The organism is Ruegeria sp. BHSC037 (assembly GCF_059613045.1).
This window is the reverse complement of the sequence record NZ_JBXWRT010000004.1, coordinates 247,372-269,259: the sequence shown is the minus strand read 5'-3', so window position 1 is coordinate 269,259 and position 21,888 is coordinate 247,372. Positions and strand designations below refer to the sequence as shown.

The window sequence follows — 21,888 nt, the reverse complement described above, 5'->3', positions numbered from 1 at the left end:
TCAGATCTTTTCCTGGGTATGCTTTCTCAGTTCGGCCCGCGCCACCTGACGGCGATGCACCGCATCCGGGCCATCGGCTAGCCGCAGCGTGCGCACATGGGTCCAGGCGGTGGCCAGCGGCGTATCCTGGCTGACGCCTTGCCCGCCAAACATCTGCACCGCCTCGTCGATCACCTTCAGCGCAACACGCGGCGCGACGACCTTGATCTGGCTGATCCACGGGGCCGCCGCGCGCGCATCGCCCTGATCCATGTACCACGCGGCCTTCAGACACAACAGGCGGGCCATCTCGATCTCCATCCGGCACTCGGCGATGATGTCGAAATTGGCACCCAGCTGCGCCAGCTTCTTGCCGAAGGCTTCGCGCTGCAGGGCGCGTTTGCACATCTGCTCCAGCGCCATCTCGGCCTGGCCGATCGCGCGCATGCAGTGATGGATGCGACCGGGCCCGAGGCGCCCCTGCGCGATTTCGAACCCGCGGCCCTCGCCCAGCAGGATGTTCTCGGCCGGCACTCGGACATCGGTGAACCGGATATGCATGTGCCCGTGCGGCGCGTCGTCATGGCCGTACACTTCCATCGGGCGCAGGATCTCGATCCCCGGCATGTCGGCGGGCACCACGATCATGGACTGGCGCTGGTGCTTGGGCAGGTCGTCGCCGCCGGTCTTGACCATCACGATGTAGACCTTGCAGCGCGGATCGCCCGCACCGGACGACCACCATTTCTCGCCATTCAGAACATAGTCATCCCCGTCCCGCACGCAGGACATCGAGATATTCGTGGCATCCGACGAGGCTACATCCGGTTCGGTCATCAGATAGGCCGAGCGGATCTCGCCCGCGAGTAGCGGCTTGAGCCACTGCTCTTTCATCTTCTCGGTGCCATAGCGCTCGAACACCTCCATGTTGCCGGTGTCGGGGGCGGAACAATTAAACACCTCGGCGCCCAGCGGGGTCTTACCCATCTCTTCGGCGAAATAGGCGTACTCGACCGTAGTGAGGCCAAATCCCTTGTCGCTGTCGGTCAGCCAGAAATTCCACAGACCCGCCGCCTTTGCCTTGGCCTTCAACCCCTCCAGGATCTCGGCCTGGCGGTCGGTGTACTGCCAGCGGTCGCCCTTGTTGATCTCGGCCTGGTATTCCTCTTCCAACGGCATGATCTCGTTGCGGATCATGTCGCGGACCCGCTCCAGCAGCGCCCGGTTCTCCTCGCGCAAGACGAATGACATGTTCATGGATGGTCCCTCCCCAATGGCCCGGCGCAGGGCCGAATTTCTGACGCGAGGATGGCGCAGGGGCACTGACCCTGTCCAGCCGGGTGACGGGACGTCACGCGCAATCATTTGTTCAAAGGACTTCGGGACGTTTGGCCCGGATCGAGCGTTTCCCCCAGGCAATCAGGGTGTCATGATCCAGTTTCCGCCAGCGTCCCTGCAACGCCGCGTCCGGATTTCGCGGGTTTGATCACCGCCTTCGGCTTGGATGAAATGCTGCAGATGTACACAGTTTCCCCGCACGTCGCGTACCCGGATCGTCCCTTTCGAGCCGGTCTGTTCATTTTCCCAGCTGCGTTCCTGCCCGACGCTAGGCGTCCCGCCCGACAGCAGTGCCGTCGAGGCCGCGTCCAGAATCTGAAAATCAGCCGGGCTCAGGCCCATTTCAGCAATGATCCGCGACAGAGGTTTGGCCTGCGCCGTGCCGATCAACCCGACCAGAACCGCTGCGCAGAAGAGGAAGAAAAACCGGGGCATGCCTTGAAACTCGCTTTCGTCGAAAAGGGTCCGGGGCCAAGCCTATACCGCGGGTGCGGTGCGGCCAAGCCCCGGGCGGGGTGCACCTTCAAATAATCCCGAACAAACCTATTGCATCCGTGACGCTATCGGCCCCCGCACGATCGGCACATAGTGGCCGAGACACCTACCCGAGGTTTTACGATGGCTCATCCCACCTATTACGCGCCCTATGGCGGCCACCCCGGTCAGGATCAGTTGCTGACCGATCGCGCCATGTTCACCGAGGCCTATGCCGTGATCCCGCGCGGTACGATGCGCGACATCGTCACCAGCTTTCTGCCGTTCTGGGAGAAGACCCGGCTGTGGGTCCTGTCCCGTCCGCTCAGCGGCTTCGCCGAGACCTTTTCGCAATACATCATGGAGGTTCAGCCCGGCGGTGGCAGCGACCGACCCGAGACCGACCCGGCGGCGCAAGGCGTCCTCTTCGTGGTCGAAGGGACCGTGGTCCTGACCCTCGCCGGGCAGAAGCACGTGCTGGACCCCGGCGGATACGCCTATGTGCCGCCCGGATCCGACTGGGCGCTGCACAACCGGTCCGACGCGGTGGCGCGGTTCCACTGGGTGCGCAAGGCCTATCAGGCGGTGCCCGGCCTGCCCGCCCCCGACCCGATCATCACCAACGAGCGCGACGTGGCCCCCACCCCGATGCCCGGCACCGAGGGTCGCTGGGCCACCACCCGCTTTGCCGACCCGGCCGACCTGCGTCATGACATGCATGTCAACATCGTCACCTTCGAACCCGGCACCATCATTCCCTTTGCCGAGACCCATGTGATGGAACACGGGCTGTATGTGCTGGAAGGCAAAGCGGTCTATCGGCTGAACCAGGATTGGGTCGAGGTCGAGGCCGGCGACTACATGTGGCTGCGCGCGTTCTGCCCGCAGGCCTGCTATGCCGGCGGGCCGGGGCGGTTCAGGTACCTGCTGTACAAGGACGTCAACCGCCACATGCCCCTGTCCGTGGCCGGGCGATAGCGAGAAATTCCCTCCCGAAACCGGCTTTCCGGGGCCGAGACTTCCCTCGGGGGCCGAAATTTGCTCTGATCGGGGCAGATTTCATGTGTTCATTCCCGGAGATTGCCCAATGAAACTGCATAGATCCATTTTGACTCTGGCCACGATCGCGCCTCTCAGCGTCGCTGCCCCGGCCCTTGCAAACGAAGAAACCCGAACCGTATCGGTGATGAGCCGCACCTGGGCCGTCACCCAGGTGGCCGACGAACCGGTCGTGTACCGCGCCACCCGCGACAACAACAACCTCAACCCGTTCGGTCCGCCCCCGCGCCTGCGCACGCTTCAGGCCATCGCGGCCATCCAGCAAGCGACCGGGTGCAAGGTGATCCGGTCCAGCATGTACCAGAACATCTCGGGTCAGTTCTTCTCGCAAGTCAGCTGCGGCTAACATCCCCCCGAACGGGCATTGAGGTCGCCCCGGCGCCCTGCCATAGCTTGCGCATGAAGATTGCGATCAACGGATTCGGCCGCATCGGCCGCACGATCCTGCGGCAGGTCATGGCGCTGCCCGCCGGGTCAGATGTTCAGGTGGTGCTGATCAACGACATCGCGCCGCTGGAAACCTGTGCCTATCTGTTCCAATACGACAGTACCTTCGGCCCCTATGCCGGGACGGTCGCGGCCCGGAACGCCGCGCTGGTGGTGGATGGCGTAGAAATCCCCGTCACCAACAGCGAAGATGTGGCGCGGGTCGATCTGTCGGGGGTGGATGTGCTGCTGGACTGCACCGGCATCGCCCGCAGCTCGGACGTGGCCGCACGGGGGCTGCAGGCCGGGGCGGCAAAGGTTCTGATCTCGGGGCCGTCACCGGCAGCCGATACCACCATCGTTCTGGGCGCCAACGAAGACGTCTTGGGCGATGCTCGGATCGTGTCGAACGCGTCCTGTACCACGAATGCGCTGGCGCCGCTCGTGAAGGTGCTGGACGGCATCGGAGGCATCGCATCAGGGCACATGACCACGATCCATTGCTACACCAACAGCCAGCCGATGGTGGACGCACCGCGGGGCGATCTGGCGCGGTCGCGCGCGGGGGCGCTGTCGATGGTGCCCACGACCTCGAGCGCGACGCACCTGATCGACGTGGTGCTGCCGCATCTAGCCGGGCGCATCTCGGGCGCGGCGGTGCGGGTGCCGACGGCCAGCGTCTCGGCCGTGGACCTGGTGGCGACGCTGGAAACTCCGATGGACATCGACACCTTCACAGAACGGTTGCGCCATGCGGTTGTCGAGTCGGCCGTTCTTGGCTGGACCGACATGCCCCTGGTGTCGTCCGACCTGCGGGCGCGGCCCGAGTCGCTGGTGATCGCTGGCCCCGAGATCCGCATGGTCGGCGACCGCCAAGTGCGGGTTTTTGGCTGGTACGACAATGAATGGGGGTTCTCGGCCCGGATGCTGGATGTGGCCAGGCTAATGGCGGGCTGACCCGGTCAGGGCAACCGCACCTCGTAAGGGGTGTCGAACCAATGCTCCTGAAGGTTGGTGCCGTCGCCGATGCGGTCGACCACGGCGAACAGGCCGGGCGCGTGCAGCGGCGTCAGCACGCCGTGCCATGTGCCGCGATGATAGTTCACGGCCTGCCCCGGCTGCGTCACGAAGGCCAGCGGCCTGCCCGGAACGCCATCTTCGTCCGGCGCGACGATCACCAGGAACGGCTGGTGGGTCATCGGAATGAAGGCCTGGCTGCCCTGAGGGTGACGTTCGACCATGTCCAGTTGATAGGGCAATGCCCGCGGGTTGGCGTCGAACAGGCTGATCCCCGCGCGCCCGTCCGCAAAATCCAGCACCGCTCGGTCATGGTATCGCCCGCACTGACCCTGGTTGATGATCTTGTCCGGCGCGCCCGAAACCTCGAGCACGTCGCCGAATGGCGCAAAGGCCTGGGCCGTCAGCGGCGCGATATGGATAACCAGGGTCATGAGGGCAACAGGTCGCGCAGGCGGAACTCGGCGATGCGCTCGACCTGACGGCACGCTTCGGCGAGCTCGGTCTCGCGGTCATTCTCGATGCGTCGCTGAAACGCCTGCAGGATCGAGGCCTTGTCGTGGTCGCGCACCGCGATGATGAAGGGAAAGCCGAATTTCCGGGTGTAACGCGTGTTCAGGTTGGTAAAGGCGTCGCGCTCGGCGTCGGTCAGGGCGTCCAACCCGGCCGAGGCCTGTTCGGCGGTGCTTTCAGCCGTCAGGCGTTTGGCCTGTGCCAGCTTGCCCGCCAAATCCGGATGCGCGGTCAGAACGCCCAAGCGCTCCTCGGGCGAGGCCGAACGGAACACCCGCGCCAGCGCGTTGTGCAGCCCGCCCGCCGTATCGTGCGCCGGCCCCAGTTCCAGCGCCCAGGCGCGCTCGGCGATCCAGGCCGAATGTTCGAAGATGCCGCCATAGGCCGCCACGAAGGAGTCGCGGTCCATCTGCGAGGGGCGCGGGCGGTCCTGCGGCGGATGATGCGCGGCCCAGTGTTCGGCAATCTGCAACCGGGTCGCGAACCACACATCGGAAAAGCCGCGCGCATAGTCCAGAAACCGCTTCAGCGCCATCACCCGGCCCGGTCGGCCGATCAGGCGGCAATGCAGACCGATCGACAACATCTTGGGCGCGCCGGCCTGCCCCTCGGCATAGAGCGCATCGAAACTGTCGCGCAGATACGCAAAGAACTGATCGCCCGAGTTGAACCCCTGCGGCGTGGCAAAGCGCATGTCGTTGCAGTCCAGCGTATAGGGCACGATCAGCTGGTCGCGCCCGCCGGTGTGCACCCAAAAAGGCAGATCGTCGGCATAGCTGTCGGCCACATAGGCAAACCCGCCTTCCTCGGCGACAAGCCGCACGGTGTTGTCCGAACACCGCCCCGTGTACCAGCCGCGCGGGCGGTCTCCGACCACCTCGGTGTGCAGGCGGATCGCCTCGGCGATCTGGGCGCGCTCCTCGTCTTCGGGCATGTCCTTGTGTTCGATCCATCTCAGCCCGTGGCTGGCGATCTCCCACCCGGCGGACTTCATCGCCGCCACCTGATCGGGCGAGCGCGCCAGCGCGGTGGCCACGCCATAGACGGTCACCGGCAGGTCGGCCATCAGGCGATGCAGCCGCCAGAACCCGGCGCGGGCGCCGTATTCATAGATGGATTCCATGTTCCAATGCCGCTGGCCGGGCCAGGGCGCGGCGCCCACGATTTCGGACAGAAACGCCTCGGACGCCGCATCGCCATGCAGCACGCAGTTTTCGCCGCCCTCTTCATAGTTCAGCACGATCTGCACTGCCAGTTTGGCGCCGCCGGGCCACTTCGCATCGGGCGTGGTGGCGCCATATCCGATCATGTCGCGCGGGTATCTGGGGGGCTGCATGTTGGGTTCCGCCTTTTGTTGCGACCATTCACTGGCTTTTTATTGCATGAAACCGCAAGGGATTATCAAATCAATCCGAACGCTGTTTCGGTTATTTGGCCGTTTCCTCGGGCATGGGTTTCGCCTCAGAATGCCGTCTATCCGTTTGCCAAATCCGCTGACGACCGGCAAGACTGCACCACGCAACAGGCAGGAGAGACCCGTGACAGGATACCTGACGACCCACGTTCTGGACACGGCCCGCGGCTGTCCGGCCAAGGAGCTGAAAATCGCGCTGTACCGCGTGTCGGGCAATTCGCACCGCAAGCTGGTCGAGATGCAGACCAACGCCGATGGGCGCACCGACAGCCCGATCCTGCCGCAGGATCGGTTTGAGCCCGGCACCTACGAGTTGATCTTTTTTGCCGGCGACTATCTGCGCGCCACCGACCAGGCGGGAGCGGAACCGCTGTTCCTGGATCAGGTTCCGATCCGGTTCGGCATGTCCGATCCGCAGGCGCATTACCATGTGCCGCTGCTGCTGTCGCCCTACGGCTATTCCACCTATCGCGGCAGCTGAGAGCCTAGGCCTCGGCCCGGCGGACGACCGCACCGATCCGGGCGATCACGAAATCCATGAACAGGCGCGCCTTTGGGTCTTGATGGCGGCGATGCGTGTACAGGCACGCCATCTGCACCGGCACGGGCGGCGTGTCTTGCGCCACCGGTACAAGGCGGCCGGCCTTCAGATGCTCGGCCACTTCGAAGACCGGCTTCATCGCGATCCCCTGCCCCGCCAGTGCCCAATCGGTCAGCACGTCGCCATCATCGCACTCAAACCGACCGGACACGGCAAAGCGTTTGGGGCCGTCGGGCGTCTGCAACAGCCATTGAAACTCGGTCGCGCCGGGATAGCGCAGGTTCAGGCATTCGTGCCGGTCCGCGATCAGATCAGCCCCCGATCGCGGCATGCCCAGGCGCGCGACATAATCCGGAGCCGCGCACAGAATGCGCTGACAATCGGCGATCTTGCGGATGCGCAGGGTGCTGTCCTCGGGCAGGCCGATGAAGAACGCAAGATCCAGCCCCTCGGTCGTCAGGTCCACCGAGCGGTCGGTCAGGCGCAGCCGCACGTCGATCTCGGGGTATTTGTCCAGAAATTCCGGCACTTGCGGCGCGATCAACCGCCGCCCCACCCCAAGCGGCGCCGCCACGAACAAGGTGCCGCGCGGGGCCTCGGTCAGGTGCATAACCTGCGCCTCGGCCTGATCGACCGCGTCCAGCACCGCCACCGCACCGGGATAGAAAGCCCGGCCCTGCTCGGTCGGCGACAGGTTGCGCGTGGTGCGCTGGAACAGACGCACGCCCAGATGATCCTCGAGCTGGGAAATCCGCGCCGATGTCACCGCCGGTGAAATCCGCAGATCGCGGCCCGCCGCCGACATGCTGCCCAGATCATAGACCCGGACAAAGGTGCGAATGTTGTCGAGATAGGACATCTTATCGTTTTTTTTGATACAGTTTGACAATATGCGGGAATACCGAAGAAACCACCACTTGCCTAGTGTGCGGGCAAACAATCGGAGAGCCATGGATGTTTGAGTTTGCCGTGTTCTGGGACTGGTTGGCCTTTGGCGTGCGCTGGCTGCATGTGGTCACCGCGATCGCGTGGATCGGGTCGTCGTTCTATTTCATCGCGCTGGACCTCGGCCTGAACCGCGACATTCCCGGCCCGGCGGATGGCGAGGAATGGCAGGTGCATGGCGGCGGGTTTTATCACATCCAGAAATACTTGGTGGCGCCCGAACGGATGCCCGATCACCTGACCTGGTTCAAATGGGAAAGCTATTCCACATGGCTCAGCGGCGCGGCGCTGCTGATGATCGTCTATTGGGTGGGTGGAGAGCTGTACCTGATCGACGCGCAAAAGGCCGATCTGGCGCTGTGGCAGGGCATCCTGATCTCGGCGGCGTCGCTGACCGTGGGCTGGCTGATCTATGATTTCCTGTGCAAATCTGATCTGGGCGAGCGTCCGACCCTGCTGATGCTGCTGCTATTCGTTCTGCTGGTGGCAATGGGCTGGGGATACAACCAGATCTTCACCGGCCGCGCGATGATGCTGCATCTGGGCGCCTTCACCGCCACGATCATGACGGCCAACGTATTCTTCATCATCATGCCCAACCAACGGATCGTGGTGGACGACCTGAAAAATGGCCGCACCCCCGACCCGAAATACGGCAAGATCGCCAAGCTGCGCTCGACCCACAACAACTATCTGACTTTGCCGGTGGTCTTCCTGATGCTGTCGAACCACTATCCGCTGGCCTTTGCGACCAAGTACAACTGGATCATCGCGGCGCTGGTCTTTCTGATGGGCGTCACCATCCGCCACTATTTCAACACGCGCCACGCCCGGGCCGGCAACCCGACCTGGACCTGGCTTGTGACGGCCCTGCTGTTCATCGCCATCATGTGGCTCTCCACCGCCTCGATGCACGACCCGCTGGAAGAGGCCGAGGCGCAGCCGCTGACGCCCTATGAACAGAGGTTCGCCGAGGCCCCCGGCTTCGAGGCCGCCCATGACGTCGTTCTGGGCCGATGTTCGATGTGCCACGCGCGCGAGCCGGTCTGGGACGGCATCCTGTGGGCGCCCAAGGGCGTTCTGCTGGAAACCGAGGCCGACATCGCGCGCAACGCCAAGCAGATCTATCTGCAGGCGGGGATCAGCCACGCGATGCCGCCCGCGAACGTGACCTACATGGAGCCCGAGGACCGCGCGGCCATCGTCCGTTGGTTCCGCAACGCCGGGTCATGACAGCCGGCTGAAAATCCAGCTTGTCCACCCAATATTTCTGTCCCTTTCCCGCGCGCGATGTTCTAACATGCCGATCAAGGACGTTGCGGAGGCCGCATTTCGGCTGAAAAACCGCAATGCAGAACGGGTGGAGCCAATTGATGCGGGCAGGCAGGCGGAAGTGCAGTCTGAGGGGCTGGTTCATTGGCGCGGTGCTAGCCGTGGCCCCGCACAGCCTGCTTGCACTGGAAACCTCCCTGTCGGCGCCGGGCCTGCCGCCGGACGTTGTCAAGAAGATCGAAAACACGTCCTCGGTCATCACGGCCGAATCCCGGGGCCTGGACACACCTTTGGAGGTCTTTTCGGCCGCCCTGTCCGATTATCGCACCATCGTGCAGATCCTGTATGACGCGGGGTATTTCGGGCCTTCGGTCAGCATCAAGCTGGACGGGCGCGAAGCCGCTGACCTCAGCTCGGTGAACGTTCCGGCGCGGATCAACCGTGCGGTGATCTCGATCAATCCCGGGCCCGCGTTTTCTTTCGGAACCGCCGTCATCCGCCCCGTGGCCCCCGAAACCGACCTGCCCGAAGGCTTCGCCACCGGAAAGCGCGCCACTACCGGCGCGATCCATGATGCGGCGTCGGCCGGGGTGCAGGGCTGGAAAAACGCGGGCCACCCCAAGGCCGCCCTGTCCGATCAAGAGATAATCGCCCGCCACGCCCAAGCCCGGCTGGATGCTCGGATCAGGCTGGACCCGGGCCCACGCCTGCGGTTCGGCAAGATGCATATCGCAGGCGACACCGATGTCAGACACAGGTCAATCGAGAAAATCGCTGGTTTCCCTTCGGGCGAGGTCTATTCGCCGGACAAGCTGCAGAGAGTCGGCACCCGGTTGCGTCGCACCGGAACATTCAGCAGCGTTTCGATCGTCGAGCGTGAAACACCCAACCCCGACGGCACGCTGGATTTTGACGCCACCTTCGAGGACCTGCCCAAGCGCCGCCTGACCTTCGGGCTCGAACTCGCCTCGCGCGATGGGCTGGATCTGGCGGCCACCTGGACCCACCGAAACGTTTTCCGACGCGCCCAGCGTCTGCGGCTCGAAGCCGCGATCCGCAACATCGGCGGGTCCGAAGACGTCGATTACCGCCTGGGCCTGCGCCTGGACCAGCCCGACAGGCTGGGCCCCGACGACAGCACATTCTGGAGCGCGTTGCTGGAACGGCGCGACACCGACAATTACACCGTCTCGGCAGCGTCGCTGGTCTTCGGCGCACGTCGGACATTTTCAGACCGTCTCTATGCCGAAGCCGCCACGGGTTTCTACTACTCCGAAGCGGATGACGCCTATGGTACAGGCCGCAAGTTCCGGTATTTCATCCTGCCGACCCGATCCGAATGGGACCTGCGCGACAGCAAGGTCAGCGCCACGCGCGGTTATTACCTTGACGCCCAGGTTATGCCGTTTGTCGGGCTGTCTGGAACCGATACGGGGATTCGGCTGTTTGTCGACGGGCGTGGTTATGCCAGCTTGGGCACCGGCGGACGGCTGGTGCTTGCCGGGCGCATTCAGCTGGGTTCGGTGATCGGCCCGCCGGCCGACGGGGTCACGCCCGACTTCCTGTTCTTCTCGGGCGGCGCGGGCACCGTGCGCGGCCAACCGTATGAAAGCCTGGGCGTGCCCGTCGGAACCGGAATCGCCGGTGGCAAATCCTTCCTGGGCCTGTCCGGCGAAGTCCGCGGAAAGGTGACCGAGAAACTGTCGCTGGTCGGGTTCTACGACTACGGTGCCGTGGACATCTCGTCCTTCGTTGGCAGCGGCGCCGAAACCCATTCGGGCGCCGGCTTGGGGGTCCGGTATGATCTGGGTGGGTTTGGGCCCCTGCGGCTGGATCTGGCCGTTCCCGTCCAGGGAGACACCGGCGACGGGCTGCAATTCTACATCGGGATCGGGCAGGCATTTTGACACGTCATCTTTCATATCCGCTTGCGATCGCCGCCCTGTCGCTGACTTTGTCGGGTCCCGTTGCGGCACAGGACACGGATGGCGGCGGCATGCTGTCGGATTTCCTTCAGAACACCCTGTCCGGCGACAATCGCAACGTGCGCGTCGTGGGGCTGCAAGGCGCGCTGAGCGCCCGCGCCACAATCGAGGAGATCACCGTCGCCGATGACGACGGCGTCTGGCTGACCATCCGCAACGCCGAGCTGGACTGGAACCGCCTGGCCCTGATCCGCGGACGGTTTTCCGTGAACGCCCTTGCGGCGGAGGAAATCGAAATCGCCCGCGCGCCCGGCAAGACGACGTCGGATGAACCGACCGCCACAGCCGAGGCCCAGCCCTTTCAACTGCCGGAACTGCCTGTTGCCATCGAAATCGGAGAACTCCGGGTGGACAGCCTGTCGCTGGGTCAGCCGCTGATCGGCGTCGCGGCCACGTTGTCGGTAGACGGCAACCTGACGCTGGCCGACGGCACCCTTGACACCAAGCTGGGTATCGACCGACTGGACCGCCAGGGCGACCGGATCGCCTTGACCGCCGGGTTCCAGAACGAAAGCCGTCAGATCGACCTTGACTTGACCGTGTCCGAGGCGCCCGGCGGCCTGATTTCCCAAGCCCTGAAAATCCCCGACAGCCCGGCCATCGGGTTGACGGCCAAAGGGTCTGGGCCGGTCACGGATTTCACCGCCGATATCGGTCTGGGCAGCGACGGGATGGACCATGTCAGCGGCCAGATACGTCTGCGGGGACTCGAACAAACGCAAACCTCCGCACAGGACGGCATTGTCTTTACAGCGGATCTGGGCGGCGACCTCAGGCCGTTTCTTGCCCCCGAAATCGACCCGTTCTTCGGCGCGCGCACACGCCTGTTCATCGACGGACGGACATTGCCGGGCGGCGGGATAGAGGTCTCCATGGCCGAAATCACCTCACAGGCGCTGCGCTTCGAGGCGCAGGTGAACCTTGCCGCAGGCAACGCCTTGCAGATGGCAGCCATTCAGGGCCGGATCACTCCGCCTGCCGGCGATGAGGTGGTTCTGCCCTTCGGCGGCGGGGATACCTCGGTGGGCGCAGCCCAGTTCTCGGCCCTGTTCGACCAGAAGAACGGCAACTACTGGGATCTCAGCCTGACCGCCAACGCAATCGATACGCCGCAGTTGCGCGTCGCTCGGGCGCGGCTGACGGCACAGGGCACTCTGACGCAAACCGCCGGCCTGGACCTCAGCGGCGATCTTCAGGCCTATTTGGGCGGTGTCGATCCAAATGATCCCGCCTTGAAGGCGGCGGTTGGCGACCAGATCACCCTGGATGGCCGGTTCGACTATGGCGCAGACCAGACGCTTGGGTTGTCGGGGTTCGAACTGGTCGGAACCGACTATGCCATGCGGGCCGACGCACAGATCAGCGGGTTGGCGAGCGGGTTGAAGGTCGACGGGACCGCCACCGCCGATGTGACGGACCTGTCCCGGTTCTCGGGCCTGGCGAAACTGGACTTGGGCGGACGGGCCAGCCTGCGTGTCGAAGGCGCGGGCTCGCCGCTGGAGGGGAGTTTCGACGGCAAGCTGACCGTTGAAGGGCACGACCTGTCCACCGGTCGCGACGACATCGACCCGGTGATCGCCGGAGAGACCGACATCGCGCTGGACGCGCGGCGCGATGCGGGCGGCATAACGATCCGCGCGCTCACCATCAACGGCGAGACCTTGACCGCGCAGGCCAGCGGAGACGTGACGACCCCCGGCGGCAATCTGACGCTCGACGGACAGGCCGAGGTGAGGGCTACCGATCTGTCGATATTTTCAGGCTTGGCCCAGCGCCCGCTGGCCGGCGCGCTGTCGGCGCGGGTGGATGGCAAGGGCGCGGTCCGGACGCTGGCGTTCGACGGCACCGCCAGTCTGGACGCCCGCGATGTCCGAACCGGGCTGGACCAGATCGACCCGCTGTTGACCGGCCGCGTTGAGGCGGCGTTCGACGGGGCGTACGGCCGCGACCGAATCGACATCCGGCAGGCAAGCCTGAACAGCGCCGCCGTGCAGGCCGAGATCGCCGCCACCATCGACGACCCGACCGGGAAATTGGTCGTTGATGGCCGGGCCAAGGCCGAAATCCCGGACCTGTCGTTGTTCGCGGCATTGGCGGGCCGCCCCGTGGCCGGGGCCGTTTCGGCAGAACTGTCGGGCAAGGCCGCCAGAGACAGCCGCACCTTCGACATTCGCGGAACAGTCAAGGCCGACGACATCCAGACCGGGGTCGCATTGGCCGACGCTCTGGTACCGGGTCGCACGACCCTGACCGTGGACGCGGCGAACGACGACCAGGGCCTGAACATCCGCACATTCCGGCTGGCAGGCACCGCGCTGTCGGCAAATGCCTCGGGTCAGTTGGACCGGGCATCCGGCGGGCTGAGTTTCTCGGCCGGTCTGGACGATCTGGCACGCATCTCGAACACGATTTCGGGGCCATTGAAACTGGATGGTAACGTGGCGCCCACGGCTTCGGGGCTGGAAGGGTCGGCGCGTCTGCAAGGGCCTGACAGCTCATTCGCGGCGCTTGTCGGCGCGGTGAACACGGATGGGTCCGCCGATCTGGACTTTGACGCCAGGTTCGACCGTATCGAGCGTTTCGCGCCGGACTTCCCGGGCAGCGTCACCGCCAAGGGAAATGCCCGGCGTGACGATGGTGTCTGGACGATCGACGCCGCCGCAACCGGCCCGGCCGAGATCAACAGTACCGTCAAGGGCACTTATTCCGAGGCAGCAGGCACGGCCGACATCACCGCGCAGGGCGGCGTAAATCTTGGCATCGCCAATGTGTTCATTACCCCGAACAAGATCGAGGGCTCGGCCCAGTTCGATCTGGCCCTCAATGGCCAACCCTCGCTGGACGCGCTCAGCGGCTCGGTCACGACCTCGGAAACTTCGTTGGCCATCCCCACCGCCGGTCAAACCATTACCGGCATCACCGGCCGGATCGACCTTGCCCAAAGCCGCGCGACGATCGCGTTGAACGGCGGCATGCGGGCAGGCGGCGGGTTCACCGTCAGCGGCCCCGTCGATCTGACACCGCCCTTCAATGCGCAGATCACCACCGCGATCAACAACCTGGTGGTGACCGACAACCTGCTGTACGAAACCACGTTGAACGGACAGATCGCCATGACCGGTGCGCTGGCCCGCAACAGCACGCTGGCCGGGCAGATCACCTTCGGCGAAACCAATATCAACCTTGCAGCCGCCTCGGGGGCCGTCGGCGCCGCACCCATCCCGGTGATCGAGCATGTGGGTGAAAGCGCCGCCAGCCTCGTCACGCGCCAGCATGCCCAATTGGTCGAAACCGAGCGCACCCAGAAAGGCGAGTCCCGAATCGCGCTGGACATCAGCCTGCTTGCGCCCAAAAGCGTCTTCGTGCGCGGGCGTGGCGTCAACGCGGAACTTGGCGGTGCGATTTTCATCAGGGGCACCACCGCCTCCGTTGTGCCTTCGGGCCAGATCGACCTGATCCGGGGCAATCTGGACATTCTCGGGCGTCGGCTGGCCTTGACCAAAGGGATCGTCAGCCTGCAGGGCGACCTGAAGCCGTATATCGAATTCGTGTCCTCGGCCAGCACCTCGGACGGAACCGCGACCATCGAGATCGCCGGGCCGCTGGACGCCCCCGCCGTCGACGTGTTTTCCGACCCCGAACGCCCGGCCGAAGAGGCGCTGGCCATGTTGCTGTTCGGCAACCGGTTTTCCGAGCTTTCGCCCTTCGTGATCGCGCAGATGGCGGCCTCGCTGGCGCAGCTCAGCGGTGCGGGCGGCGATGCCACCAAAGGCGTGCGCGACGCGACAGGGGTTGATACCGTCGATGTCGGCGCGACCGAAGGCGGTGGCGGGCGGCTGGGTGCCGGCGCCTATCTGAGCGACAACCTCTATACCGATTTCACCGTGAACACCGAGGGCGATACTGAGGTGAACCTCAACCTTGACGTCACCGACAATATCACTGTGCGCGGCACGGTGGATGGCAAGGGGGAAACCGGAATCGGCATCTTTTTCGATCGCGATTACTGAAGGCCAGTATCGCGGGGCCCGTCAGGATCTTCGGATGCCGATCGGCTGCCCGATTTGCGGCGCGGCCTCCAGACCCGCGTGATCGGCCACCATCCGGGCCAGACGCGCTACGGCCCAGTCCGGGTAGGGTTCCGACCGACCTGTTGAGTGGCTGACATTCATGAACAGGGCCTCTTGGGTGGCACAGACCACGCCATCCTCGGCCGACACCATCTTTGCAAAATAGTGACCACGCTTGTAATCGGCGTCCAGCATCCGAAACCGGAACACCAGTGCCTCTCCCTCGCGAACCTCGCGCAGGAAATGCAGATGCGACTGCAGGATGTACGGCCCCTGCCCCAGCGCCGCGACCTGCGGTTCGCCCAGGCCCAGATGATCGACCAGCAGACGTTCGAAGGCCAGATCGAACACCACGCCGTAATACCCCACATTCATGTGGCCGTTATAGTCGATCCAGTCGGGCCGGACCGAAAAACCGGTGATTTCGACTGGTGCGGGGTACGGGCCGTCATGGCCGCCCAAAGGCTCGGATTGCGGGGTCATTGCGCACTGTCCTCCTCGAAGATCGCCACCGCGCGGACGAACCCGGCCGAGGCGCCCTTAATCTTGAACGGAAAGCAAGAGATCTCGAACCCCGTGGGCGGCAGGCTTTCCAGATTGGTCATCTTCTCCATGTGGCAATAGCCGATCTCCATCGACGCGCGATGCCCCTCCCAGATGATCGAGGGATCATGGGTTTCCGCGTATTCCTGCGCGGTTAGCGGAAAGGGCGCGTCCCAACTCCAAGCGTCGGTGCCGGTCACACGTACGCCGCGCTCGGTCAGGTACAGCGTGGCCTCGCGCCCCATTCCGCAGCCTTTCATCAGGTAATCCGGCTGGCCATAGCAGGTGCCGGCGGAGGTGTTGACCACGACGATATCCAGCGGTTGCAGGTCATGCCCGATCCGCTTCAGCTCGGCCTCGACATCGGCGGCGGTGACGACGTAGCCATCCTCGAAATGCCGGAAATCCAACTTCACGCCCGGGTTCATACACCACTCCAGCGGCACCTCGTCGATGGTGATCGCCCGCTCGCCCCGGTTCATGGTCGAGTGGTGGTGGTACGGCGCGTCCAGATGGGTGCCGTTGTGGGTGGCGATCTGCAGCCGTTCGATGGCCCAGCCCTCGCCGCCGGGCAGGTCCTTTTTTTTCAGGCCGGGGAAAAATGCCATCACCTGCTCGGCCGTCTCGTCGTGGCTCATGTATTCGATCTGCGGCAGCATGATCGGTGGGTCCGACACGATGCCGGTTTCCAGCGGGACGGACAGATCGACGAAACGGCGGGCCATGAACTCCTCCGGGATTGCGCGGCTCAAGGGTTGGCTGGCTGCAAGCATCTGTCAAGCCAAGAAAAAGGCGGGCACGCTGGCCCGCCTTTTCAAGGTTTTGGTGAGTGGTGGCAGTCGTTACTCGGCCGCGATGGCGTCCTCGATCTTTTCGACACGGATGGCCGAGAACTTGAACTCGGGGATCTTGCCATAGGGGTCGATTGCCGAGTTGGTCAGGATATTGGCCGCCGCCTCGACATAGGCGAAGGGGATGAACACCATGTCCTCGGCGATCGCCCGGTCGGCGCGCACCATGATCTCGATCGAGCCGCGCCGGGTGGTCAGACGCACCATCTCGCCCGGCTCGATCCCCATCAGCTTGAGCGTTCGCGGGTTCATCGAACAGTTCGCTTCGGGCTCGACCGCGTCCAGAACCTTGGCACGACGGGTCATGGACCCGGTGTGCCAGTGCTCCAACTGCCGCCCTGTGGTGGCGATCATCGGGAATTCCTCGTCCGGGGCCTCATCCGGGGGGATGATGCTGGCCGGAGTAAATTTCGCACGGCCATCCGGGCGCGGGAAGCCGTCGCCGAACACGATGGACTGGCCCGGATCGGTCTCGGACAGCGACGGATAGGTGATGCTCTCGGTCTCGAGCCGCTCCCATGTGATGTTGTCCAGCGACGCCATGGTCAGCTTCATCTCGGCAAAGACCTGCGAGACATCCGTGTAATCCCAGTTCAGCCCGATGCGCTTTGCCAGATCGACGGTGATCGCCCAGTCCTCGCGCGCATCGCCCGGCGGCGGCACCGCGGGGCGCACGCGCTGCACTTGGCGGTTGGTGTTCGACACCGTGCCGTTCTTTTCATACAGCGCCGAGGCCGGCAGGATGATGTCGGCATAGTTTGCCGTTTCGGTCAAAAAGATGTCCTGCACGATCATCAGGTCCAGCTTGGCCAGCGCCTCGCGGGCGTGGTTCACGTCGGGGTCGGACATGGCCGGGTTTTCGCCCAGGATGTACATGCCCTTGATCTTCCCCACATAGGCGTGGTCGATGATCTCGGTCACGGTCAGGCCCTTCTCGTTCGAGAAATCGCCCGAATTCCAGACCTGACTGAACTTGGCTCGAACGGCGTCGTCGGTGACCGACTGGTAGTCGGGCAGGAACATCGGGATCAGGCCGGCATCCGAGGCCCCCTGTACGTTGTTCTGTCCGCGCAGCGGGTGCAGACCCGCACCGGGCTTGCCCACATTACCCGTCATCAGCGCCAGCGAGATCAGGCAGCGCGAGTTGTCGGTGCCGTGGATATGCTGGCTGACGCCCATGCCCCAGAAGATCAGGCCCGCATTCGCATTGGCGAAAATCCGGGCCACGCGGCGCAGTTGATCGGGCTCGATGCCGCAGATCGGCGCCATCTTCTCGGGCGTGAACTGGCGCAGGTGCTCCTTCTCGGCCTCCCAGTTCTCGGTCCAGCGATGGATGTACTGGCTGTCATACAGCTCTTCCTCGACGATCACGTTCATGATCGCGTTCAGCATCGAGACATCGGCACCGGGCCGGAACTGCAGCATCTCGGTCGCGAATTTGCGCATGCCCACGCCGCGCGGGTCCATCACGATCAGCTTGCCGCCGCGTTTGGCGAACTGCTTGAAATAGGTCGCCGCGACTGGGTGATTCTCGACCGGGTTGGCGCCGATGATGATCGCCACATCGGCATTTTCGATCTCGTTGAAGGTCGCGGTCACTGCGCCCGAGCCCACGTTCTCGATCAGCGCCGCCACCGACGAGGCGTGGCACAGCCGCGTGCAGTGGTCCACGTTGTTGTGGCCAAAGCCCTGCCGGATGAACTTCTGGAACAGATAGGCCTCTTCGTTGGTGCATTTGGCCGAGCCAAAGCCCGCCACGCTGCGCGGATCCTCATCCCGCAGCTTCATCAGCCCCTTGGCGGCCAGGTCCAGCGCTTCGTCCCAGGTCGCCTCGCGGAAATGGGTGCTCCAGTCGGCGGGATCGACGTTCAACCCCTTGGGCGGCGCATCCTCGCGCCGGATCAGCGGCTTGGTCAGGCGGTGCGGGTGGTGGATGTAGTCGAACCCGAACCGGCCCTTGACGCACAGGCGGCCTTCGTTGGCGGGACCGTTGATGCCCTCGACATATTTGACCTTGCCGTCCTTGACCTTGAGGCTGACCTTGCAGCCCACGCCGCAGAAGGGGCAGACGCTTTCGGTCTCGGAGTCGTAATCCTTGCTGTCGCCGTGCTGCTGGTCGTCCAGCACGGTGGCGGGCATCAGCGCGCCGGTCGGACAGGCCTGGACGCATTCGCCGCAGGCCACGCAGGTCGACTCGCCCATCGGGTCGTTCTGGTCGAACACCACCTGCGCGGTATGCCCGCGGCCGGCCATGCCGATCACGTCATTCACCTGCACCTCGCGGCAGGCACGGACGCAGAGGTTGCAGTTGATGCAGGCATCCAGATTGACCCGCATCGCCACATGGCTGTCATCCAGCAGCGGGATCTTCTCGGGCTCTTTCGCCGGAAAGCGGCTGTCGCTGACATCGTTCAGCCTAGCCATGTCCCAGAAATGGCTGGAGGCATCATGCGGCTGCTCTGGCTGGTCGGCCACCAACAATTCCATCACCAGCGCGCGCGATTTCTCGGCGCGGTCGGTGTCGGTTTTGACCACCATCCCTTCAGCCGCCGGGCGGATGCACGAGGCGACCAGCGTCCGCTCGCCCTCGACCTCGACCATACAGGCGCGGCAGTTGCCGTCGGGGCGATAGCCCGGCGCGGGCTTGTGGCACAGATGCGGGATGACCAGACCCTTGCCGTTGGCCGCTTCCCAGATCGTGGTGCCCTCGGGTACCGTCACGTCTTCGCCGTTCAGGTTGAAGGTGACGGTCTTGGTTTCGCTCGCGTCAAGCATAGCTGTCTCCCTCAGATCTCATTGGCGAAATGTTTCATGACCAGGCGGATCGGGTTCGGAGCCGCCTGCCCGAGACCGCAGATCGAGGCATCACCCATCACCTGGCACAGGTCTTCCAGCAGGTCGGTGTCCCATTTCTCGGCCTGCATCAGCTTCACCGCCTTTTCGCAACCCGCGCGGCAGGGCGTGCACTGGCCACAGCTTTCGTCCTCGAAGAACCGCAGCATGTTCAGCGCCGCGTCGCGCGCGGTGTCCTGATCGGACAGGACCACTACGGCGGCGGACCCGATGAAGGTGCCATGCGGTTGCAGAGTGTCGAAGTCCAACGGGATGTCGTCCATCGACGCGGGCAACAGGCCCGAGGACGGCCCGCCCGGTTGATACGCTTTGAAAACGTGACCCTCGGCCATGCCCCCGGCGGCATCAATCACGTCAAGAATGGTCGACCCTGCCGGCAGCAGGTAGACCCCCGGCTTGGCCACGCGGCCCGAGACCGAATAGCTGCGCAGACCGTTGCGGCCATTCTTTTCAACCGAATTGAGGATTTCCGGGCCTTCCCGGCAGATCTTGGACACCCAGTAGAGCGTCTCGACATTGTGCACCAGCGTCGGGCGGCCAAACACGCCGACCTGCGCCACAAAGGGCGGGCGGTGGCGCGGCAGGCCCTTCTTGCCCTCGACCGACTCGATCATCGCGGATTCTTCGCCGCAGATATAGGCGCCCGCACCGCGGCGCAGGTCGATATAGCCTTTCTCGACGATCCCGGCCTGTTCCAACGCTGCAATCTCGCGCCGTAGGATTTCCAGCACCGCCGGGTATTCGTCGCGCATGTAGATGAAGCAGGTCTCAGCCTCGACTGCCCATGCGGCGATCAGCATCCCTTCGAGGAAAACATGCGGCGTGCGTTCAAGATAGTAGCGGTCCTTGAAGGTGCCGGGCTCGCCCTCGTCACCGTTGACAGCCAGGTAACGCGGGCCGTCGTTCATGCGGACAAAGCCCCATTTCTTGCCCGACGGGAAACCGGCGCCGCCTAGGCCGCGCAGACCCGAGGCCAGAACCTGTTCCTGAACCTCTTCCCAGTCGCCACCTTCGCGCAGTTCTCTTAGTTTGGCGTAACCACCGTTTTCGAAATAGGTCGCGAAGGTCTCGTAGTCGGGCAGATGGGCGTGGGTATCGCCCGCCGCGATGGCGGCCTGCACCTTTTCTGGGGTGGCGTGGTCGATATGGTTGTGCCCGATTTCCAGCACCGGCGCGGTGTCGCAGCGCCCCATGCAGGGCGCGCGCAGAACGCGCACTTCGGACGGGTCCAGCCCATCTTCCAGCGCCTTCTTCAGCTGTTGTGCGCCGGCCAATTCGCAGGACAGGGAATCACAAACGCGGATGGTCAGCGCGGGGGGCGGCGTTTCACCTTCTTTGACCACGTCGAAATGGGCATAGAAAGTCGCGGTCTCGTAGATCTCGGCCTGACCGATCCGCATCTCGACCGCCAGCGCGGCGATGTGGTCAGAACTGATATGGCCGTGCGTGTCCTGGATCAGGTGCAGAAACTCGATCAGCAGATCGCGGCGACGGGGGCGGTCGCCCAGCAGGCGCTGAATCTCGGCCTGCGCTTCGTCCGTGAACTGACGGCCCTTGGGCGTGTGCCGCCCCTTGCCTTTACCTGACTTCCAGACGCCCTTTGGCGCGCCTGATGGCTTGGTATCCAATGGTGCCATGATTCCCTCCGAATTGAGGTCCCGTGTCTCATCAGCAAACCATATCGTCAAATCGCAAAACCGAATGGCACGATAACGACGGTTTATCACCGCAAAGACGTCACCACCCGTCGCAAGGCATCGACCGTCGGCAGTTCCGGGTCGCGCGCCAGCGTCGCCAGACAGATCGGCTTGCTGACCACCGGGTCCACCAGAGGCAGAACCCGCGTCCCTTTCAGATCGCCCAGCGCCCGCACCAGAACGCGCGGCACCACCGTCGCCGCCAGCCCTTCGCGCGCCATGACCATCGAGGCAGTGAATCCGCTGGTTTCGGCCACTACATGAGGATGTAGACTTTGTTCGGCGAAAATCCTGTCAAGAATGCGCCGGTTCTGCATCTGCGGCTCCAGCAGGCTGAGCGGGAACTCGGCCACGCGTGCCCAAGGGATCGGGCCGGTTTCCTGCGTCATGTGCTGAGGGACAAGCAGCACATAGGTTTCTTCATACAGGGGATGAACATGGCGCAGGTCGGTGCCGATGCTGTCGCCATAGGTGATCCCGGCATCAATGCTGCCTTCGTCCAGCCGGTACTGGATCGCGGTGGCCGACATGGTTTCGATCCGCGACAGGATGCGGGGATGCGCCGCCTGCAACCGTTTGATCAGGCGTCCGGTAAAAGCGATGGCGGTCGGGATCACGCCAAGGATCAGGGTGCCGGTGATCTCGCCCTTGATCGCCTGCACCTCCTGCTCCAGCGCCTTGGCGTCATCCAAGATACGGCGGGCGCGGCGGACGATCATCTCGCCCTCTTCGGTCAGGCCCTGAAACCGGTTGGCCCGGCGCACGATCGACACGCCCAGCCGATCCTCGAGGTTGCGGATGCGCATCGAGAACGCGGGTTGCGAGATGCCGCATTCCTCGGCCGCCTTGGCGAAATGGCGATGGCGCGCAAGCGCGGACAGCAGGTGCAGGTCGCGAAGGTCGAACACGGG

At 64.3% G+C, this 21,888-nt stretch carries 17 protein-coding genes; 7 read left to right on the top strand and 10 right to left on the bottom strand.

The window, feature by feature from the left end; translation table 11 throughout:
• Together AC2FMN_RS06035 and AC2FMN_RS06030 are read right to left on the bottom strand one after the other, a co-directional pair.
• Positions 1 to 1,236, bottom strand: coding sequence for an acyl-CoA dehydrogenase family protein (locus AC2FMN_RS06035; protein ID WP_496686938.1), 1,236 nt, complete (start codon positions 1,234 to 1,236; stop codon positions 1 to 3).
• A 162-nt stretch (positions 1,237 to 1,398) separates the two neighbouring features.
• Entirely contained in the window at positions 1,399 to 1,752 is a 354-nt protein-coding gene (locus AC2FMN_RS06030; protein WP_496686937.1) for a hypothetical protein, read from the bottom strand.
• A gap of 183 nt (positions 1,753 to 1,935) precedes the next feature.
• On the opposite strand from AC2FMN_RS06030, the gene AC2FMN_RS06025 reads away from it, so the two are divergent.
• The 3 genes from AC2FMN_RS06025 to AC2FMN_RS06015 all read left to right on the top strand — a co-directional run bounded on the left by AC2FMN_RS06025 (position 1,936) and on the right by AC2FMN_RS06015 (position 4,233).
• Positions 1,936 to 2,769 (top strand): bifunctional allantoicase/(S)-ureidoglycine aminohydrolase, encoded by an 834-nt coding sequence (locus tag AC2FMN_RS06025; protein WP_496686936.1) that lies wholly within the window; start codon positions 1,936 to 1,938, stop codon positions 2,767 to 2,769.
• Between the two features lie 109 nt (positions 2,770 to 2,878).
• Positions 2,879 to 3,196, top strand: coding sequence for a hypothetical protein (locus AC2FMN_RS06020; RefSeq protein ID WP_496686934.1), 318 nt, complete (start codon positions 2,879 to 2,881; stop codon positions 3,194 to 3,196).
• A gap of 53 nt (positions 3,197 to 3,249) precedes the next feature.
• Complete coding sequence (locus tag AC2FMN_RS06015) at positions 3,250 to 4,233, top strand: type I glyceraldehyde-3-phosphate dehydrogenase (RefSeq protein ID WP_496686932.1); 984 nt, start codon at positions 3,250 to 3,252, stop codon at positions 4,231 to 4,233.
• Positions 4,234 to 4,238: 5 nt separating this feature from the next.
• Here the strand turns inward: AC2FMN_RS06015 and AC2FMN_RS06010 are convergent, their stop codons facing one another.
• Together AC2FMN_RS06010 and puuE are read right to left on the bottom strand one after the other, a co-directional pair.
• Positions 4,239 to 4,727 carry an ureidoglycolate lyase gene (locus tag AC2FMN_RS06010; protein ID WP_496682019.1) on the bottom strand — a complete coding sequence of 163 codons (489 nt, stop codon included), beginning with the start codon at positions 4,725 to 4,727 and terminating at the stop codon, positions 4,239 to 4,241.
• Positions 4,724 to 6,142 carry an allantoinase PuuE gene (gene puuE / locus AC2FMN_RS06005; RefSeq protein WP_496686930.1) on the bottom strand — a complete coding sequence of 473 codons (1,419 nt, stop codon included), beginning with the start codon at positions 6,140 to 6,142 and terminating at the stop codon, positions 4,724 to 4,726. Before puuE ends, AC2FMN_RS06010 begins: the two co-directional genes overlap by 4 nt.
• Positions 6,143 to 6,344: 202 nt before the next feature.
• Between puuE and uraH the strand changes: the two genes are divergently transcribed.
• Positions 6,345 to 6,701, top strand: coding sequence for a hydroxyisourate hydrolase (uraH, locus tag AC2FMN_RS06000; protein WP_496686928.1), 357 nt, complete (start codon positions 6,345 to 6,347; stop codon positions 6,699 to 6,701).
• 4 nt (positions 6,702 to 6,705) lie between these two features.
• On the opposite strand, the gene AC2FMN_RS05995 is transcribed toward uraH, so the two are convergent.
• The gene (locus tag AC2FMN_RS05995; protein ID WP_496686926.1) at positions 6,706 to 7,620 is read right to left on the bottom strand and encodes a LysR family transcriptional regulator; all 915 of its coding nucleotides are present in this window, start codon (positions 7,618 to 7,620) and stop codon (positions 6,706 to 6,708) included.
• Between the two features lie 95 nt (positions 7,621 to 7,715).
• On the opposite strand from AC2FMN_RS05995, the gene AC2FMN_RS05990 reads away from it, so the two are divergent.
• The 3 genes from AC2FMN_RS05990 (at position 7,716) to AC2FMN_RS05980 (ending at position 14,973) form a co-directional block, all read left to right on the top strand.
• Positions 7,716 to 8,939: a urate hydroxylase PuuD gene (locus AC2FMN_RS05990; RefSeq protein ID WP_496686924.1), complete on the top strand. Its 1,224-nt coding sequence runs from the start codon at positions 7,716 to 7,718 to the stop codon at positions 8,937 to 8,939.
• 140 nt (positions 8,940 to 9,079) lie between these two features.
• Positions 9,080 to 10,885, top strand: coding sequence for an autotransporter assembly complex protein TamA (locus AC2FMN_RS05985; RefSeq protein ID WP_496682009.1), 1,806 nt, complete (start codon positions 9,080 to 9,082; stop codon positions 10,883 to 10,885).
• On the top strand, positions 10,882 to 14,973 hold the full coding sequence (locus AC2FMN_RS05980) for a translocation/assembly module TamB domain-containing protein (RefSeq protein WP_496686922.1): 4,092 nt from the start codon (positions 10,882 to 10,884) through the stop codon (positions 14,971 to 14,973). Before AC2FMN_RS05985 ends, AC2FMN_RS05980 begins: the two co-directional genes overlap by 4 nt.
• A gap of 21 nt (positions 14,974 to 14,994) precedes the next feature.
• On the opposite strand, the gene AC2FMN_RS05975 is transcribed toward AC2FMN_RS05980, so the two are convergent.
• The 5 genes from AC2FMN_RS05975 to AC2FMN_RS05955 form a co-directional block, all read right to left on the bottom strand.
• Positions 14,995 to 15,516 carry a thioesterase family protein gene (locus AC2FMN_RS05975; protein ID WP_496686920.1) on the bottom strand — a complete coding sequence of 174 codons (522 nt, stop codon included), beginning with the start codon at positions 15,514 to 15,516 and terminating at the stop codon, positions 14,995 to 14,997.
• Positions 15,513 to 16,301 (bottom strand): cyclase family protein, encoded by a 789-nt coding sequence (locus AC2FMN_RS05970; RefSeq protein WP_496686918.1) that lies wholly within the window; start codon positions 16,299 to 16,301, stop codon positions 15,513 to 15,515. Before AC2FMN_RS05970 ends, AC2FMN_RS05975 begins: the two co-directional genes overlap by 4 nt.
• Positions 16,302 to 16,418: 117 nt before the next feature.
• Positions 16,419 to 19,202: a formate dehydrogenase subunit alpha gene (fdhF, locus tag AC2FMN_RS05965; protein ID WP_496686916.1), complete on the bottom strand. Its 2,784-nt coding sequence runs from the start codon at positions 19,200 to 19,202 to the stop codon at positions 16,419 to 16,421.
• A gap of 11 nt (positions 19,203 to 19,213) precedes the next feature.
• Complete coding sequence (locus AC2FMN_RS05960) at positions 19,214 to 20,917, bottom strand: NAD(P)H-dependent oxidoreductase subunit E (RefSeq protein ID WP_496686915.1); 1,704 nt, start codon at positions 20,915 to 20,917, stop codon at positions 19,214 to 19,216.
• 86 nt (positions 20,918 to 21,003) lie between these two features.
• Positions 21,004 to 21,885 (bottom strand): LysR family transcriptional regulator, encoded by an 882-nt coding sequence (locus tag AC2FMN_RS05955; protein ID WP_496686914.1) that lies wholly within the window; start codon positions 21,883 to 21,885, stop codon positions 21,004 to 21,006.
• Positions 21,886 to 21,888: the final 3 nt, after the last annotated feature.

Coding starts and splice junctions, on each gene's coding strand:
- AC2FMN_RS06025 (WP_496686936.1), top strand. CDS start 1,936: ATGGCTCATCCCACCTATTACGCGCCCTATGGCGGCCACCCCGGTCAG.
- puuE (WP_496686930.1), bottom strand. CDS start 6,142: ATGCAGCCCCCCAGATACCCGCGCGACATGATCGGATATGGCGCCACC.
- AC2FMN_RS05990 (WP_496686924.1), top strand. CDS start 7,716: ATGTTTGAGTTTGCCGTGTTCTGGGACTGGTTGGCCTTTGGCGTGCGC.
- AC2FMN_RS06010 (WP_496682019.1), bottom strand. CDS start 4,727: ATGACCCTGGTTATCCATATCGCGCCGCTGACGGCCCAGGCCTTTGCG.
- AC2FMN_RS06030 (WP_496686937.1), bottom strand. CDS start 1,752: ATGCCCCGGTTTTTCTTCCTCTTCTGCGCAGCGGTTCTGGTCGGGTTG.
- AC2FMN_RS06020 (WP_496686934.1), top strand. CDS start 2,879: ATGAAACTGCATAGATCCATTTTGACTCTGGCCACGATCGCGCCTCTC.
- AC2FMN_RS05985 (WP_496682009.1), top strand. CDS start 9,080: ATGCGGGCAGGCAGGCGGAAGTGCAGTCTGAGGGGCTGGTTCATTGGC.
- AC2FMN_RS05975 (WP_496686920.1), bottom strand. CDS start 15,516: ATGACCCCGCAATCCGAGCCTTTGGGCGGCCATGACGGCCCGTACCCC.
- AC2FMN_RS05970 (WP_496686918.1), bottom strand. CDS start 16,301: ATGGCCCGCCGTTTCGTCGATCTGTCCGTCCCGCTGGAAACCGGCATC.
- fdhF (WP_496686916.1), bottom strand. CDS start 19,202: ATGCTTGACGCGAGCGAAACCAAGACCGTCACCTTCAACCTGAACGGC.
- AC2FMN_RS05960 (WP_496686915.1), bottom strand. CDS start 20,917: ATGGCACCATTGGATACCAAGCCATCAGGCGCGCCAAAGGGCGTCTGG.
- AC2FMN_RS06035 (WP_496686938.1), bottom strand. CDS start 1,236: ATGAACATGTCATTCGTCTTGCGCGAGGAGAACCGGGCGCTGCTGGAG.
- AC2FMN_RS05995 (WP_496686926.1), bottom strand. CDS start 7,620: ATGTCCTATCTCGACAACATTCGCACCTTTGTCCGGGTCTATGATCTG.
- AC2FMN_RS06015 (WP_496686932.1), top strand. CDS start 3,250: ATGAAGATTGCGATCAACGGATTCGGCCGCATCGGCCGCACGATCCTG.